The organism is Streptomyces sp. NPDC059166 (assembly GCF_042755185.1).
Taxonomy (GTDB): domain Bacteria; phylum Actinomycetota; class Actinomycetes; order Streptomycetales; family Streptomycetaceae; genus Streptomyces.
In genome coordinates, this window is sequence record NZ_JBHZCI010000017.1 from 50,652 (window position 1) to 66,960 (window position 16,309).

At 72.2% G+C, this 16,309-nt stretch carries 16 protein-coding genes; 5 read left to right on the forward strand and 11 right to left on the reverse strand.

Annotated features, from left to right (window positions below):
- Positions 1-158: 158 nt before the first annotated feature.
- Positions 159-728 carry a sigma-70 family RNA polymerase sigma factor gene (locus ACFXOA_RS15215; RefSeq protein WP_385027294.1) on the forward strand — a complete coding sequence of 190 codons (570 nt, stop codon included), beginning with the start codon at positions 159-161 and terminating at the stop codon, positions 726-728.
- Here ACFXOA_RS15215 and ACFXOA_RS15220 read toward each other — a convergent pair.
- On the reverse strand, positions 662-859 hold the full coding sequence (locus ACFXOA_RS15220) for a zf-HC2 domain-containing protein (RefSeq protein WP_385027297.1): 198 nt from the start codon (positions 857-859) through the stop codon (positions 662-664). The genes ACFXOA_RS15215 and ACFXOA_RS15220 overlap by 67 nt on opposite strands.
- A 111-nt stretch (positions 860-970) precedes the next feature.
- Between ACFXOA_RS15220 and ACFXOA_RS15225 the strand changes: the two genes are divergently transcribed.
- Positions 971-1,486 carry a hypothetical protein gene (locus ACFXOA_RS15225; RefSeq protein WP_385027300.1) on the forward strand — a complete coding sequence of 172 codons (516 nt, stop codon included), beginning with the start codon at positions 971-973 and terminating at the stop codon, positions 1,484-1,486.
- A 52-nt stretch (positions 1,487-1,538) separates the two neighbouring features.
- Here the strand turns inward: ACFXOA_RS15225 and ACFXOA_RS15230 are convergent, their stop codons facing one another.
- The 8 genes from ACFXOA_RS15230 to ACFXOA_RS15265 all read right to left on the reverse strand — a co-directional run bounded on the left by ACFXOA_RS15230 (position 1,539) and on the right by ACFXOA_RS15265 (position 11,083).
- Positions 1,539-2,750, reverse strand: coding sequence for a sensor histidine kinase (locus tag ACFXOA_RS15230; RefSeq protein ID WP_385027303.1), 1,212 nt, complete (start codon positions 2,748-2,750; stop codon positions 1,539-1,541).
- A complete protein-coding gene (locus tag ACFXOA_RS15235; RefSeq protein ID WP_385027306.1) occupies positions 2,747-4,237 on the reverse strand; it encodes a cation acetate symporter in 1,491 nt (496 codons plus the stop codon). The genes ACFXOA_RS15230 and ACFXOA_RS15235 overlap by 4 nt, the downstream gene beginning before the upstream one ends.
- Positions 4,234-4,596, reverse strand: a complete 363-nt coding sequence (locus tag ACFXOA_RS15240; RefSeq protein WP_385027309.1) for a hypothetical protein — start codon at positions 4,594-4,596, stop codon at positions 4,234-4,236. The genes ACFXOA_RS15235 and ACFXOA_RS15240 overlap by 4 nt, the downstream gene beginning before the upstream one ends.
- Positions 4,597-4,658: 62 nt before the next feature.
- Positions 4,659-5,411, reverse strand: a complete 753-nt coding sequence (locus tag ACFXOA_RS15245) for a LytR/AlgR family response regulator transcription factor (RefSeq protein ID WP_385027312.1) — start codon at positions 5,409-5,411, stop codon at positions 4,659-4,661.
- 43 nt (positions 5,412-5,454) lie between these two features.
- Positions 5,455-6,315, reverse strand: coding sequence for an Fpg/Nei family DNA glycosylase (locus ACFXOA_RS15250; protein WP_385027315.1), 861 nt, complete (start codon positions 6,313-6,315; stop codon positions 5,455-5,457).
- Between the two features lie 157 nt (positions 6,316-6,472).
- Positions 6,473-7,447, reverse strand: a complete 975-nt coding sequence (locus ACFXOA_RS15255; protein WP_385027511.1) for an aldo/keto reductase — start codon at positions 7,445-7,447, stop codon at positions 6,473-6,475.
- Between the two features lie 94 nt (positions 7,448-7,541).
- The gene (locus tag ACFXOA_RS15260; RefSeq protein ID WP_385027318.1) at positions 7,542-8,897 is read right to left on the reverse strand and encodes a wax ester/triacylglycerol synthase family O-acyltransferase; all 1,356 of its coding nucleotides are present in this window, start codon (positions 8,895-8,897) and stop codon (positions 7,542-7,544) included.
- 119 nt (positions 8,898-9,016) lie between these two features.
- Positions 9,017-11,083 (reverse strand): SpoIIE family protein phosphatase, encoded by a 2,067-nt coding sequence (locus ACFXOA_RS15265; RefSeq protein ID WP_385027321.1) that lies wholly within the window; start codon positions 11,081-11,083, stop codon positions 9,017-9,019.
- 154 nt (positions 11,084-11,237) lie between these two features.
- Here ACFXOA_RS15265 and ACFXOA_RS15270 point away from each other — a divergent pair, with 154 nt between their 5' ends.
- From ACFXOA_RS15270 to ACFXOA_RS15280, 3 genes are read left to right on the forward strand one after another with little or no spacing between them, the layout of a single operon-like run.
- The gene (locus ACFXOA_RS15270) at positions 11,238-12,083 is read left to right on the forward strand and encodes a YndJ family protein (protein ID WP_385027324.1); all 846 of its coding nucleotides are present in this window, start codon (positions 11,238-11,240) and stop codon (positions 12,081-12,083) included.
- Positions 12,071-12,580 carry a DUF1990 family protein gene (locus ACFXOA_RS15275; protein ID WP_385027327.1) on the forward strand — a complete coding sequence of 170 codons (510 nt, stop codon included), beginning with the start codon at positions 12,071-12,073 and terminating at the stop codon, positions 12,578-12,580. Before ACFXOA_RS15270 ends, ACFXOA_RS15275 begins: the two co-directional genes overlap by 13 nt.
- A gap of 28 nt (positions 12,581-12,608) precedes the next feature.
- On the forward strand, positions 12,609-14,057 hold the full coding sequence (locus ACFXOA_RS15280; protein ID WP_385027330.1) for a lipase maturation factor family protein: 1,449 nt from the start codon (positions 12,609-12,611) through the stop codon (positions 14,055-14,057).
- A 93-nt stretch (positions 14,058-14,150) separates the two neighbouring features.
- On the opposite strand, the gene ACFXOA_RS15285 is transcribed toward ACFXOA_RS15280, so the two are convergent.
- A complete protein-coding gene (locus ACFXOA_RS15285) occupies positions 14,151-14,324 on the reverse strand; it encodes a hypothetical protein (protein ID WP_167359509.1) in 174 nt (57 codons plus the stop codon).
- A gap of 372 nt (positions 14,325-14,696) precedes the next feature.
- Positions 14,697-16,187, reverse strand: a complete 1,491-nt coding sequence (locus ACFXOA_RS15290; RefSeq protein WP_385027333.1) for an SDR family NAD(P)-dependent oxidoreductase — start codon at positions 16,185-16,187, stop codon at positions 14,697-14,699.
- Positions 16,188-16,309 lie beyond the last annotated feature (122 nt).

The window sequence follows — 16,309 nt, forward strand, 5'->3', positions numbered from 1 at the left end:
CAATGCCTCCCGGCGACCGTTCGCCGCACCACTCGTCGCTCCGAGCGACCGCTCGGCGCACATCTCTGCGCACCGCCTGTTCCCCCGTGCTCCGATGCGTTCGTATACGCCAGGCGGGAGCGAGGCGTCAGGGGCCTCTCAGGGAAAGGATGTGCACGATGACGACGGCGACGACCGACGAGCGGGTCCTCGCGGAACTGCAGCGCGACCACGGGCCGGCACTCCTCCACTTCCTGCTGGGCCTGACCTTCGGCGACCGGCAGAGGGCGGAGGACCTCGCGCAGGAGACCCTGGTCCGGGCCTGGCAGCACCCCGAGGCGTTCGACGCGGCGTACGACTCGATGCGCCCGTGGCTCTTCACCGTCGCACGGCGGCTGGCCATCGACGCCCGCCGGTCCCGCCAGGCCCGGCCGACGGAGGTCGGGGACGCGGTGCTCGAGAGCACGCCCGCCCCGGGCGACACCGCTGACGCGGCGGTGCACGCGCTCGACGTGCGTGCCGCCGTACGCACGCTCAGCCCGGAGCACCGGGCTGTGCTGGTGCAGATCTACTTCCGCGGGCTCAGCGTGGGTGAGACCGCGCGGGTGCTGGGCATACCGGCCGGCACCGTCAAGTCCCGTTCCTACTACGCTCTGCGGGTGCTGAACCGCACCCTGACGGGCTACTCGAGCAGGTCGTCCACCTGGAGCAGCCCGAGCAGGGACGCCGCCTCCGCGACCTCGACATAGGCCTCGGCGCACACGGGACAGCGCTGGATGTGCCGGGCCACGGGACCGCTCTCCTCCTCGTCGAGGGCATCGAGGACATAGGCGCCCAGCAGGGGGCGTACGTGCGGGTCGTCGCCCTGGTCGGCCGCCATCTCACCTCGAATCTCCTGACGGATCCTGCTCTTCTGCCCACGCGGGGCGGGTCTCCCCGGTTCAATGCTGCGTGAGGGCCCGAACCGAGTCGACGAAAGAGGCGAGACGGGATGCGTCCCGAACATCACGAGGGAACCGGCGGGGACGAGCTGCTGGTCCCGATGGCGTGGATGTACTCCGAGTTCATCGCCGACGAGATGCTGGCCACCGGCGACCTGATGGAGCCGGCGACCCTGGAGTACAGGGCGGGTCGCGACGCCCTCGCCCTCACGATCTTCCTCTCCGACGGCGCGGTGGCCGACGACCTTCCGGCTGCCCGGGTGGACGAACTCCGGCTGCTCACCGCCTACGGCGCCGCCTGGAGGCGGTGGGTCTGCGCGCGACTGGAGGCTCTGGAGCGCCCCACGGCGGCCCCCGGGGCCGTCGATCCCGACCTGGTCCTCGCCCGGGCGGCCTGGCGGTGGCTTGAGGAGACCGAGATGCTCGCCGCGGACCTGGACGCGGTCGGCCCGCAGGGGTGGCCACCGCCCGACGAGGAGGACACCGGTGAGGGCGAGGCGCAGGTGTGGACGCCGGCGTGGCAGCTCGGGCTGCCGCTCGGCCACCTGGCCGTCCACCTGTACTAGGCCGCGCACGCGCCCCGGCCCCGGCCGCGTCCGCGCCCTGCGGCACGGTGGGTCACGAACCGTGCACGCCGGCACGGTACTTGGGGAGCCGGACGGTGATTCTCATACCCGCTCCGACACCGGTCTCGATGACCAGACCGTAGTCGTCGCCGTACACCTGGCGAAGGCGTTCGTCGACGTTCAGCAGCCCGATGCCCACGGAGGCGCCCCCCTCCCCCCGCAGGATCCTCCGGAGGCGTTCCGGCTCCATGCCGGAACCGTCGTCCTCTATGACGACTTCCGCCTCGGCGCCCGCGTCGAGGGCACTGATGGTGATGCGCAGGGGTGCGTCGCCCGCGCGGGCGACGGGGACGGCCGCGCCCTCCAGGCCGTGCTTCACCGCGTTCTCGACCAGCGGCTGCAGACAGAGGAAGGGCAGCGAGACCGGGAGCACCTCGGGAGCGACCTGCAGGGTGACCGAGAGCCGTTCGCCGAAGCGGGCCCGCGCCAGCGCCAGGTACTGGTCGATGGAGTGGAGTTCGTCCGCGAGGGTGGTGAACTCCCCGTGCCTGCGGAACGAGTAGCGGGTGAAGTCGGCGAATTCGAGGAGGAGTTCACGCGCGCGCTCCGGGTCCGTCCTGACGAACGAGGCGATCGCGGCGAGTGAGTTGAAGATGAAGTGGGGGGAGATCTGGGCTCTCAGCGCCTTGATCTCGGCCTCGATCAGCTGGGTGCGGGAGCGGTCGAGTTCGGCGAGTTCGAGCTGCACGCAGACCCAGCGGGCCACCTCCCCCGCCGCCCTCGCCAGCACCGCCGACTCCCGGGGGGCGTAGGCGACGAGTGTTCCCAGGACCCGGTGATCGACCGTCAGCGGCACGGCGACCGCCCAGCGCAACGGGCAGTCGAGGTCGTCGCAGCCGCTGTCGAAGGCCGCGTCCCTCCCACCGGAGAGCACGCCCGCGACGTGGTGCATCACGTCCCTGCCGTGGTGCTCCCCCTCGCCGTCCCACACCAGGACCCGGTCCCGGTCGGTGAGGCACAGCGCGTCGGTGCCCAGCAGGGAGCGCAGCCCGCGCGCCGACCTGCGCGCGCTCTCCTCCGTGAGGCCCGCCCGCAGCGGCGGGGCGGCGAGGGAGGCGGTGTGCAGGGTGGCGAAGGTGGCGTGCTCGACCGGCGTGCCCACATCACTGGTGCGCTTGGGGCGCACGGTACGCCCGAGCAGGAAGCCCGTGCCGGAGAGCAGCAGACAGAGCACGGCGACGGCGGCGATCCCGGCGCCGGTCATCGCCCGCGGCCCGCGGTGAGCGCTTCGGGCAGATGGAACCGGGTCATCGCCGCGTTGGTTCCGGGTGGGATCCGTCCGGGCGTGGCAAGGGACACGATGATCATCGCCAGGAATCCTACGGGGACGGACCACACGGCGGGCCAGGCCAGCAGGGCATGCGGCCAGCCCGGGGGCCGTACGGCGCCGCTCACCGTGACGGCCACGGACAGCAGGGCGGATCCACCGCCGAGCAGGAGCCCGGCGATCGCTCCCGGCGGGGTGAGCCGCCGCCACCAGATACCGAGGACGAGCAGCGGACAGAACGACGAGGCGGAGACGGCGAACGCCATCCCGACCGCGTCGGCCACCGGCACCCGGCTGACGACGAGTGAGCCGGCCAGCGGCACGGCGATGGCCAGCAGGGTGGCCAGCCTGAAGTGCCGCACGCCCCGCGAGGGCAGGACGTCCTGGGTGATCACGCCCGCCACGGCCATGGTGAGCCCGGAGGACGTCGAGAGGAACGCGGCGAAGGCACCGCCGGCGAGGAGTGCGCCGAGCAGGTCGCCTCCGATGCCTCCGATCACCCGGGCGGGCAGCAGCAGTACGGCGGCGTCCGCGTCGCCGCCGTGCATGAGCTCGGGTGCGTAGAGGCGGCCCAGTGCCCCGTAGACGGGGGGCAGCAGGTAGAAGAGGCCCACCAGGGCGAGGACGGCCACGGTGGTGCGGCGGGCGTCGCGGCCGTTGGGGCTGGTGTAGAAGCGGACGACCACATGGGGCAGCCCCATGGTTCCCAGGAAGGTCGCCACGATCAGGCCGTACGTGGCGTAGAGCGGATGCTCGGCGCGGAAGACGGAGACCTCGCCGGCGAAGCTGACGCGGGGGGCGCCGTCGCCCTGCCACGCCAGCACGAGGAAGATCGCGGGGACGAGCAGCGCGGTGAGCTTGAGCCAGTACTGGAAGACCTGGACGAAGGTGACCGACCGCATGCCGCCCGCGGCGACGGCGACCACCACGACGGAGGCCACGAGTACGTCCCCGAGCCAGCCGGGCGCACCCGTGAGGATCTTCAGGGTGAGGCCCGCGCCCTGGAGCTGCGGTACCAGGTACACCCAGCCCGCGCCGACGACGAACACGCTGACCAGGCGGCGGACCTGACGCGATTCGAGACGCCCTTCGGCGAAGTCGGGCAGGGTGTACGCCCCCGAGCGGCGCAGCGGGGCGGCGACGAACACCAGCAGTACGAGGTACCCGGCGGTGTAGCCGACCGGGTACCAGAGCATGTCGGGCCCGTGCACGAGCACCAGTCCGGCGATGCCGAGGAACGAGGCCGCGGAGAGGTACTCGCCGCTGATCGCCGCGGCATTGAGCCTCGGGCGCACGGTGCGCGAGGCGACGTAGAAGTCGGAGGTGGTGCGGGATATACGCAGGCCGAAACCGCCGACGAGGACGGTGGCCAGGACCACCAGGGCGACCGCCGCCACCGCTGCCGGGTGGCCGGTGACGCTCACGGGGCGGGGAGGTCTTCCACGAGCCTGGCGAAGTCCCGCTCGTTGCGCTCCGCCCGGCGTACGTACCACCAGGCGGCCAGCGTGAGCGGCGGACAGGTGGTGAAGCCGAGCACGGCCCAGACGACGGCGTCGCTGTTCAGCGCCGCGAAGACCAGGGGCAGGGCGCCCGCCACGAGGGTGAGCGCGGCGAAGACGGTGAGTCCCGCACGCAGCTGACTGCGCATCAGCGAGCGTACGTAGGCGCCGCCCAGGGCGGTCTGCTCGTCGATCTCCGACTGGGCTCGGTAGCGGGGCAGCGGGCGCACCCGCCGGGGCTCGCCCGTGACCACCTCACGGCGGGGCGTGCTCTCTGCGGACATGGGCCCGGAGTGTAGGCGGCCGGAAGGCCGGCTGGGAAGGGGCGTCCCCCGGTAGGGCCTGGTCAGCGGCCGGTCTGCCGCATCAGCAGATCACGCAGGGCGCGGGTGTGGCGGCGGCTCACCGCGAGCTCCGCATCCCCGATGCGGACGCTCATGCTGCCGGCGTCGAGACGTAGTTCGTCGATCCGGTTGAGGGCGACGAGGTGGCGGCGGTGGATGCGTACGAATCCCCTGGAGCGCCAGCGCTCCTCCAGGGCGGTGAGCGGTATCCGCACCAGGTGGCTGCCGGTGGAGGTGTGGAGCCTGGCGTAGTCGCCCTGCGCCTCGGCGTACGCGATCTCCTCGACGGGGACGAGGCGGATGACGCCGCCCAGTTCCACGGCGATCTGGTCGGCGGCAGCGTCGTGGACGGGGGCCGAGCGCTCGCCGACCAGCTCTGCGACCCGGCGGACCGCCTCGGCCAGGCGCTCACGGCGTACGGGTTTGAGTACGTAGTCGACGGCCTTGAGGTCGAAGGCGTGCACGGCGAAACCCTCGTGGGCGGTGACGAAGACGATGAGCGGGGGCGCCGCGAAACCGGCCAGGAGCTGGGCGACGTCGAGTCCGGTCAGGCCGGCCATGTGGATGTCCAGGAAGACGACGTCGATGGCCGCAGGGTCCTCGGGGCCCGCGTCGACGGCGCTCCCGATGCGGCGCAGCGCCTCGGTGGCGCCGGTCGCGCCCTCGGCGCTGCGGACGCGCGGATCGGCGCGCAGGAGGTAGAGCAGCTCCTCCAGGGCGGGTTCTTCGTCGTCGACGGCGAGTACGCGCAGCATGAGGCCGGAGTGTAGACGTGAGGGACGGGCCGGGTTCCGCGGGCTACTTGAGGAATCTGGACGTGCGCCGGTCGGCGAGCGGCCTGCCCCCGGTCTGGCAGGTGGGGCAGTACTGGAGCGAGGAGTCGCTGAAGGACACCTCGAGCACGGTGTCGCCGCAGACCGGGCAGGACTCACCGGTGCGGCCGTGGACGCGCATGCCGCTCCTCTTCTCCGCCTTCAGGTGTCCCGCGGCGACCCCTCGGGAGCGTTCGACGGCCTCCTGGAGCGTGCGGCGCATCGCGTCGTACAGATGGGTGATGTCGTTCTCGGCGAGACTCGTGGTGAGTCTGAACGGTGACATCTTCGCCACGTGCAGGATCTCGTCGCTGTAGGCGTTCCCGATTCCGGCGATCATCGACTGGTCGCGCAGGGCGCCCTTGATCTGTCGCCGTTCCGCTCCGAGCACCATCGCGAAGGCGTCCCGGTCGAAGGAGGCTGCGAGCGGGTCCGGCCCGAGGCGGGCCACAGCGGCGACGTCCGCCGGGTCGTGCACGAGGTGCACGGCGAGCCGCTTGGTGGTCCCCATCTCGGTCAGTTCGAATCCGTCCCCACCGGTGAGGACGGTACGCAGTGCGAGCGGCCCCTTGCCGGGGCGCGGTGGGGTCGCGGGGAAGCCGTCCTTCCACCGCAGCCAGCCGGCCCGCGCGAGATGGATGAGCAGGTGCAGTTCCCCCGCCGCGATGTCGAGGAACTTGCCGTGCCGTGCCACGGCGGTGACGGTGGCGCCCTCCAGGGCGGCGGGCGGGGGGTCGTAGGTCTTCATGACGCTGATCGCGAGCGGCAGGACGTGGGCGATCTCCTTGCCGACCAGATGGCCGTCGAGGAAGTCACGCAGTGCTTCGACTTCCGGCAGTTCGGGCATGCACCCAGCCTGCCGCACGGGACCCGCACACGCGCGGCGCCGCTGCGGGACAGCGGGCTCCGCCGGCCCCGGAGTCTCCGCCGGACGGCCGGTGCGGCCGGACCTCCCGCCGGGCTCCGGGCATCCTTCACGGGCGGGGCCGGGCCGGACGAGGCGGTCAGGCCGGCAGCAGTCCCTCGTCCCGGAGGTCGTCCCACAGCGCGTCCGGGACCGGGGTGCGCAGTTGCGCCGCCGCGTCCCGTATCTCCTCCGGTGAACGGGCGCCGACCAGGACCGCCGCGACCGCGGGGTGACGGAGGGGGTGGTGGAGGGCGGCGGCCCTCAGCGGGACCCCGCGCCGCTCGGTGACGGTCCGCAGGCGCAGGGCTCGTTCCAGGAGCGGCGCGGGAGCAGCCTGGTAGTCGTACCTGGCGCCGGGCCGCGGGTCGGCGAGCAGTCCTGAGTTGAAGACGCCTCCGACGACCACCGCGCGTCCCCGGGCGAGGGCCTCCGGCAGCAGTTCGTCCAGCGCCTCGTGGTCGAGGAGGGTGTGGCGGCCGGCGCAGAGGACGGCGTCCACGTCGGTCTCGCGGAGGAAGCGGGTCAGCATCGCGGTCTGGTTCATGCCGGCCCCGATGGCACCGACCATGCCTTCGGCGCGCAGCTTCTCCAGGGCCGGGTAGCCCTCGCGGAAGGCTGCTTCGCCGTGGTCGTCGGGGTCGTGGAGGTGGACGACGTCGACGCGGTCGAGGCCGAGGCGCTCGAGGCTGCCCTCGACGCTGCGACGGATGCCGTCCGCGCTGAAGTCCCAGCGGCGACGGTGGGTGTGCGGTACGGCGAACCCCTCGGAGAGCCCCGTGCGGGCGGCGGCCTCAGCCGGGGTCAGCGGTTCGAGCAGCCGTCCCGCCTTCGTCGACACGGTGTACGCGTGGCGGGGCCGGTCCCTGAGGGCTTCGCCGAGCCGGCGCTCGGAGAGCCCGAGACCGTAGTGGGGCGCGGTGTCGAAGTGGCGGATGCCCTCGTCGTAGGCCGCGGCCACGGTGGCGGCGGCCTGGTCCGGGTCGACCTCGGTGAAGAGGTTGCCGAGGGCCGCCGCCCCGAAGGAGAGCTCGGTGATCTCGACCGTGCTCCGTCCGAGTCTGCTGCGCCGCATGTCCTGGCCGCCCCCGCCCGTGATCCTGATGGTCCGTGAGGGACTATTCATCGGATCTCTGGGGTGCGTCAACCGTGCGCACCGGATTCCGCTCTCAGGCGGGCGCGGGCACCCGGGGCAGGAGTGCGCACAGATCACGGAGCTCGTCGTGGACCGCGGCTGCGAGACGGTCGAGATCGGGCAGCGCCTTTCCGTCGGCCACCAGTCCGACCTGTACGCGTCCCCCGTAGGTGGACAGGGCGACGGCGAGCGACTGTCCGCGGGCCAGCGGCGCCATGGGGTAGACGGCACGCAGCGGGCAGCCGCCGAGCGAGAGGGCGGAGCGCGGCAGCGGAACGCTCGTGACGAGGACGTCGAAGAGCATCCGGGCCGCACTGCCCGCCAAGGGCGCGCCGAACCGGTGCGCCAGTGCGGGCAGTTGATCGGCGAGCACGGCGACGGCGCCCGCGCCGCGCAGTGGTCCGGCGGCCTTGTTGCGGTCCATTCCCGTGCGTACCAGGCGCAGCCGCTCCCTGGGGTCCTGCTCACCCACCGGCAGTCCGAGAAGGTATCCGGACAGCCTGTTGCCGTCGGCCGGGACGCCGGGGCGTCGCCTGGAGACGGGGACCAGGGCGCGGGGATCGGCGCCCGGCAGCGACTCTCCGCGTTCGAGGATCCAGCGCCGCAGCGCACCGGCGACCACGGCGAGCAGGACGTCGTTGGCGGTCCCGCCCTCGGCGCGCCGGATGAGCTGCACCGTATCCGCGTCGAGTTCGGCCGTGGCCAGCCTGCGTGTGCCGCTGGAGCGCGCGGACAGCGGGGAGGCGGCGCGCAGGTCGAGGCGGCTGGCGCGCACCACCGACGCACCGACCCCCAGGGCCCGTCCGACGTCGCCGAGCCGGTCCATCGCCATCCCGGCGGCCTCGTACGGGCCGGGAAGCCAGGAGCGGGGCGGTACGGGTGCGCGCCGGCGCGCCTTCCGGCCCCCGGCCGCGGAGGCGATCTGGTCGAAGATCCCGGCTCCGATGGCCACGGCCCGCATCCCGTCGGCGAGCGCGTGGTGCAGCTTGACGAGCACGGCGAAGGGGCCCTCGCCCGGGCTGTCGAGGAGGTACATCTGCCACGGCGGCAGCCCTCGTCCGAGCGGCTGCTCCATGAGCTCACCGGCGAGCCGGGTGGCCTCCGCCATGAAGTCGGCGCCGGGGAGCACCACTCGCCTGACATGCCGGTGCACGTCGAAGTCCTTGTCGGTGACCCAGGCGGCGCCGCCGACGGGCAGCAGGACGTCACGGACCTTCATCCGCAGCCGGGGAATGGCCGCGGCGCGGGCACCCAGCAGGTCGAGCAGGTCCCGCGGGTCCCTGCCGGACTCCGGCTCGAAGACGGCGAGGGCGCCGAGGTGCATCGGATGGGCTTCGGATTCGAGGTGCCAGAAAGCCAGATCAAGAGGTGCCAGAAGCTCGGTACTCAACGGGGCCTCGCGTCTTCGACTGCGGAACGGCGGAATCGAAGTCAATCCCGCTGATCGGTTACGGTCAAGTATGGACGTGTTACGTACTGTTACAGTCTGGCGGCGTCCTGGCGTCGGCGCTACCCGTGGTCCTCGATGAGGAATTCGCACCACACGCATTTGCCGTTGCCCCGGGACTCCACACCCCAGATGTCGGCCAGCCGGTCGACGAGCATGAGCCCGCGGCCCGAGACCCCCGAGTCGCCGGCGTCCCTGCGCCGCGGCAGTGCGCTGGAGCGGTCCTCGACATCGACCCTGAGTCGGCGTTCCGGCCCCGTGAGCACCCGGATCGTGACGATGGCGCCGCCGTCGGTGTGCATCAGCGCGTTGGTGATCAGCTCGTCCGCGGCGAGTTCCACCTCGTCGGCCCTGCCCTTCGCGCCCCAGGCACGCACGGCCGCACGGATCATGTGGCGGGCGGAGGTCAGGGCCTCGGGGTCGTTCTGCCCGACGTGCTGCTGCAGCCGTCCGCCCGGATGGGGGGCGTGGGCCGCGTCGCGCCGCAGGAGCAGGAGCGCCATGTCGTCCTCGCCGCCCCGCTGGTCGACGACCTCGCAGAGGCGGTCGGCCAGGCGCTGGAGGTCCTGGGGCCCGTCGCGGACGGTCTCGGCGAGGAGCAGCAGCCCTTCGTCGAGGTCGGTGCCGGGCAGCTCCACCATCCCGTCGGTGTAGAGGATCATCGTCTGGCCCGGGTCCAGGTCGACCGTGCTGACCGGGTACTCGAGCCGGCCGAACTCCGCGGAGAGCCCCAGGGGGAGCCCGCCCTCCACGGGAAGTTTGCGGCAGGTCCCGTCGGCCTCCCGCAGGGCCGGGTCGGTGTGTCCCGCCCGGACGAGCTGGACCACGCCGGTGGTCAGGTCGGCCTCGGCGTAGGTACAGGTCGCGAAGCGGTCGGTGTCGAGCTCGTGGAGGAAGACGGACGCCCTCGCCATGACCGTGGCCGGACTGTGCCCTTCGGCCGCGTAGGCGCGGAGCACGATCCTCAGCTGGCCCATCACGGCCGCGGCATGGGTGTCGTGCCCCTGCACGTCGCCGATGACGGCGCCGGTCCTGCCGCCGGGCAGCGGGATGACGTCGTACCAGTCCCCTCCGATGTCCCGGCCGAGCCGGGCCGAGCGGTAGCGCACGGCGACCTGGGCGCCGGGCACCTCGGGGATCCTGCGGGGCAGCATCGCCTGCTGGAGCCCTTCGGCGAGATCGTGCTCCTGCTCGTAGAGCATGGCCCGCTGGAGGCTCTGCGCGACGGAACTGCCGAGGGCCACCAGCAGGTTCCGCTCGTCCTGGGTGAAACCCGCCTTGCCCCCGTAGAGCAGTCCGAGTGCGCCGATGGGACGGGCCTGCGCGATGAGGGGCAGGTAGGCGGCCGCGGTGATCCCTAGGTGCCGGATGTGCGGCCACAGGATGGGGTAGGAGGCCTCGAAGTCCTCGGGCGTCTCGATGAAGCGGGGCGTGAGGGTGCGGATCACCTCACTCATCGGGTAGGCGTCGTCAACGCGTGTGTACCGGGTGCCCGGGACGAATGCGCCCTCGGGACCGTCCGCGACCATGTGGATGCGGCCGGACTCGAGCAGCCCCATGACGAGGCTGGCGGCGCCCAGGTTGGCCAGCCCGCGGGGGCTCTTGAGGAACTCGGTGACGTCCTTGACCGTCCTCGCGTGGGCGAGCGCGGCCGTGGTGCCCTGGACGAGACCGGTGCGGCGCCGGCGCTCCTCGTCCACGGTCCTGCGCGCGGTGGACTCGGCGAGCTCCTGGGTGGCGTCGCGGATGATCCCGATGATGCGGCGCGGCTTGCCGCTGCCGTCCCGGCGGATGAAGCCCTGGGTGTGGGTCCAGCACAGCGAGCCGTCCCGCACCGTCCTGCGGAAGTAGGCGCCGTAGTTGCTCCGCCCGCTCTTGAGCGCCTGCGAGACCATGCCGTCGAGCCGGACCGCCTCGTCGGCGGGGACCCGCCCGGCGAGCCCCTCCGGGCGTCCGTCGTACTCGTCGGGGCTCAGGTCGAATACCTCGAGGGCGGCCTCGTCCATGTGCATGAGACCGCTGTCGAGGTCCCAGTCGAAGCTGCCCATTCGGTTCAGGGCGAGGCTGAGGTCCGGGTGGGCGGGCCAGTCGTCCGGGAGTGAAAGGGCACCCGCTACCCGATCGTCCATGTGCGCCACTCTGCCATTATTTGTCCGATTCCTCGACCGAACCGGCACCCTTGAACGCGTTCAGAAGGTTCGCTAGAGTCGCTCCGTCGGGTTTGAACATGTTCAATTCGGTGTCGGGTCCGTCATCGGCGGCCGCGACATGGGGGTGGGGGCCTTGTCCGTGCTGGTCGGGCTGATCGTGACACTGGGGATGCTCCTCGTCGTCCCTCTCGGGCTCGGACTCGTCGAGGACCCGGCGCTCGACCGGACACGCCGGATGTGGCCGTGGTTCGCGGCACCCGGTGCCCTGTCGCTGTGGCTGCCCCGCGGTGACGCCGCCACCGCGTCGGCCCTCTGCTACGCGCTGGGGACGCTGGTGCTCGCCGGCCACGCTCCCCGGCGGCTCGCCCGGGGAGGCCGCCCGGATCCGGCGGAGGCCGCCCTGCTCACCGCACTCGTCGCGCCGGCCGTGGCGGCGCTCGCCCTCGTGGCCGAGCGCTCGGGTCACGAACTCTTCGGGTTCGGGCTCGGCGTCCTCGCCCTGACCGTGGCGCACTTCCACTTCGCCGGCTTCGCCGCGGCGCTCGTCGCCGGCCTCGTGTGCCGGGCCGGGGACCGCCCGTCCGGCCGCTTCGCCGCGCTGAGCGTGCCTGCCGGGACCCTGATCGTCCTCGTCGGCTGGTTCACGGGCGAGTGGGTCGAGCTGGCAGGCGCCCTGGTCCTCACCGCGGGCATGTGGACGGTCGCCCTGCTGACCTGGGACGACATGCGCACGGCCGGCCGCACCGACGCCGCCGGCGTCCTGCTCGGCGTATCCGCGGGTGTGCTCGCGGTGACCATGGCGCTCGCGCTCAGCTGGGCGCTCGGCGAGGCCACCGGACTCCCCCACCCGACCCTGACCTGGATGGCGGCGACCCACGGACTGGGCAACGCCCTGGGCTTCGCGCTCTGCGGGCTGCTGGCGCGGCGCAGGCTCCAGAACGACTCCGACCCGGAAGGCAGCACAGCGTGGACGCACTGACCTACCCCGAAGCAGGGGCCACCAGGGCTCACCCCCTCCCCGCCGGATACAGCCATCTCCACCACAGGGCGGCGGTCGGCAGGGGCCGCGCCGCGTTCGAGCGCGCCGGCTCGGCCGTCACCGAATGGCGCGTGCACCGCGCCGCCGGAGCCGGGCTGGACGCCTCCGCCGCGCGCGCCGAGGCCGGGGTCACCGTCACGGTCTCGGCGGGCATCGGGCGTCTCCGGATCAGCGCCCCCTGCGCGATCGTGTGGGCCTGCTACGGGGCGGAGCGCACCGGCTTCGCCTACGGGACGCTGCGGGGACATCCCGAGCGCGGCGAGGAGAGCTTCGTGGTGGAGCTCTCCGAGGACGGCACCGTGTGGTTCACGGTCACGGCGTTCTCGCGCCCCGCCGCCTGGTACACCCGGCTGGCCGGCCCCCTCGTCCCGGTCGCCCAGCGCTGGTACGCGCGCCGGCTCACCGCGGCACTGCGCCGGACGGTGAGCGCTGCCTGATGCCCGGCCGGGCCGGATACTGGAGGCGATGCAGTGGTTCACAGCGGACGGTTACTGGCTGAGCAGACTGGTCTTCCAGCGAGGTCTCGCCGCCGTCTACCTCGTCGCGTTCATCGCCGCGGCACTCCAGTTCCGGGCGCTGATCGGTACTCGCGGCATGCTCCCGGTGCCCGATCTCCTGCGGCACTCCTCGTGGCGCGCCGCACCCGGCCTGTTCAGGCTCCACTACTCCGACCGCTTCTTCGCCCTCGTGGCCTGGACCGGGGCGGCCGTCGCCCTCGCCCTCCTGGCCGGCGCGGACTCATACCTGCCGCTGGGAGCGGCCATGGCCCTGTGGGCCGTTCCCTGGGTCCTCTACCTGTCGATCGTCCAGGTCGGCCAGGTCTGGTGGGGGTTCGGCTGGGAATCCCTCCTCCTGGAGACGGGGTTCCTCGCCGTCTTCCTCGGCAACGAGGACACGGCGGCCCCCGTGCTGGTGCTGTGGCTGCTGCGGTGGCTGCTGTTCCGCGTGGAGTTCGGCGCCGGACTGATCAAGATCCGCGGCGACGAGTGCTGGCGGAAGCTGACCTGTCTGGACTTCCACCACGAGACCCAGCCCATGCCGGGGCCGCTGAGCTGGTTCTTCCACCATCTGCCCCGGCCCGCGCACCGGGTCGAGACCGCCGCCAACCATGTCACCCAACTCGTGCTGCCCTTCCTGCTGTTCACCCCTCAGCCGGTGGCGAGCGCGGCGGCCGCCCTGATGGTCGTGACCCAGCTCTGGCTGGTGCTGTCGGGAAACTTCGCCTGGCTGAACTGGCTCACGGTGGTCATCGCCCTGTCCGTGATCGACTGGTCTCCGCTCACCGGACCGCCACCGGACCAGCCGGGATCACCTCTCTGGTACGAAGTGGTCGTCCTGGCCGTCACCGCCCTCGTGCTGCTGCTCAGCCGTAACCCCGTGCGCAATCTCGTCTCCCGCCGGCAGGCGATGAACCGCTCCTTCGACCCGCTGCACCTCGTCAACACCTACGGGGCCTTCGGGAGCATCAGCCGCATGCGGCTGGAGGTGGTCGTCGAGGGCACGGCGGACGTGGTGGTCAGCGACGGGACGCGCTGGCTCGAGTACGGATTCCGGGGAAAGCCCGGCGATCCCGGGAGACTGCCACGCCAGTTCGCCCCGTACCATCTTCGGTTGGACTGGATGATGTGGTTCGCGGCGCTCTCGCCCGCGTATGCCCGGCCGTGGTTCGCACCGTTCGTCGAGCGGCTGCTGCGGGGCGACCGGGACACCCTGCGGCTCCTGGGCCGCAATCCGTTCCCCGACGGGCCGCCCGCGCACATCCGGGCCCGGGTCTTCCACTACCGGTTCACGGACCCGGGCGAACTGCGCGCCACGGGCCACTGGTGGGACCGGACCTACGTGCGGGACTTCATGCGGCCGGTGGCCGGGCCGGCGCCCCCGAATCCGGACCGGAACACCGATGACCTCACCTGAGGACGAGTCCGGCCGGTGGCCGGAAATACACCTGCCCCCGCCTCGAAGGGCGGGGGCAGGTGCCGGTGGCGCCGTTCCGGGAGGTACGGAAGGTCAGTCGATTCCGGGCAGGATATGAGGCTCGGCCAGATCGTCCTCGTAGCCGGCCAGCCTGATGGGTGCCGACCGGGCCCAGACCTCGATGTTGCGGAGCTTCTCGGGCCTGCGGGCCCGCTCTCCGGACAGCTCGGCGGGGCGCGTCTCGGTCTTCGTCATTTCAGGTGTCACCGCGGACTCCTTCGTGTCGCGTATCCCCGGGTGGTGACGACGCTGCGGCGGTGAGAACCGTGTCGGCCACCCTCTGCGGGGCAGGGGCAGAAACAGTTCGGTCGCGGTGGCGCCGGTACGGGGCGGGACGGCGGACTGCTTACAGACCTGTCCCGGGACGGCCGAGGAAGCTTCGTGGATCCCTTGGTGGCGTCCGTTCACCTCAGCCTAACCAAATGAGCGCCTTCCCGCTCGACAGAACGTGTGGCCTGGGTCACTTTCAGCCAACAAAACGGTGACGGCCCCCTGATCAGGGGGCCGTCACCGGTGCGCCGGTGGAGAGGCGTGGCGCGTGAGGTGCGAGTGGCCGGGCGCGGCGTCACACGCCCGAGGTCACCACCCTGCCGGCGCGTAGTCCTTGAGGAAGCAACCGTAGAGCTCCTCGCCCGCTTCTCCGCGCACGATCGGGTCGTAGACCCGCGCCGCCCCGTCCACGAGATCGAGCGGTGCGTGGAACCCCTCCTCCGCGAGGCGGATCTTGTCGGGGTGCGGCCGCTCGTCGGTGATCCACCCGGTGTCGACGGCGGTCATGAGGATGCGGTCCTTCTCGAACATCTCCTGGGCGCTGGTGCGGGTCAGCATGTTCAGCGCGGCCTTGGCCATGTTGGTGTGCGGGTGCCCCGCGCCCTTGTAGCCGCGGCTGAACACGCCCTCCATCGCGGAGACGTTGACCACGTAGGCGTGCTTCGCCTCGGTCGCGGCCATCGCCGGACGCAGCCGGCTGATCAGGATGAAGGGCGCCGTGGAGTTGCAGAGCTGGACCTCGAGGAGCTCGATCGGCTCGACCTCCTCGACGGTCTGGATCCAGCTGTTGGTGTGGTGCAGGTCGGGAACCAGCCCCCCGGCGTCGATCGCGGTGCCCGCGGCGATACGGGCGGGCGACGCGGAGCCGGTCACCAGGGCGAGGTCCGTGACGTCCTGCGCGCTCAGCCCTTCACCCTCCTTGCGGGCGGCCGGCAGGGCGGCGACGCGGTCGACGGATCCGCTGCCGAAGGTGCCGATCACCTCGGCGGCGGGCAGTTCGCCCGGCGGCAGGGGGGCCGACTCGGCCGTCACGAGCTCGCTGTAGGCCTGCGGGGACCGGCGGACGGTCTGCGCCGCGTTGTTGATCAGGATGTCGAGCGGCCCCTCGGCCGCGACGGAGTCGGCCAGCGCGACGACCTGGGCGGGGTCGCGCAGGTCGATGCCGACGATCTTGAGCCGGTGGATCCACTCGTCGCTGTCCGGCATCGCCTTGAAGCGGCGGATGGCGTCGTTGGGGAACCGGGTGGTGATCGTGGTGTGCGCTCCGTCCCTCAGCAGCCTGAGCGCGATGTACATGCCGATCTTGGCGCGGCCGCCGGTGAGCAGGGCGCGGCGGCCGGTGAGGTCGGTCCGCGCGTCGCGGCGGGCGCGGTTCTCCGCGGCGCAGGACTGGCAGAGCTGGTGGTAGAAGGCGTCCACCTCGACGTACCGGGTCTTGCAGATGTAGCAGGACCTGGGGCGCTGGAGTATGCCGGCGATCTCGGCGGTGGCCGAGGAGGACGGCAGGACCCCCTGGGTCTCGTCGTCGATGCGCTCGGCGGAGCCGGTCGCGGTGGCCTCGGTCACGGCCTTGTCGTGCGCTGTCTTGGCGGCGCGGCGCTCCTGGCGGCGGCGCTGCTTGACCGTGCGGTAGATGCCGGCGGTGGCCCGGCGCACGGCGATGGCGTCCGGGTGGTCGACCTCGATCGAGTCGAGCTCGTCGAGCACGCTCAGGCAGACGGCGAGCCGTTCCGGGTCGATTCCGGGACCGAACGTGTCGGCACCGGGAGCGAACTCCTGGCTGTCCTCTGTCACCGTCATCGCCGTTCCTCTGTCACTCGTCACTCATGCCGCTGGCGGGCTTCGGGGTGGGGAGTGATCCGGCCGGGAGCCGGCGAGGGCAGGCGCGCACGGGCGGAATGCCCCGGTCAAGTCTGCCACGA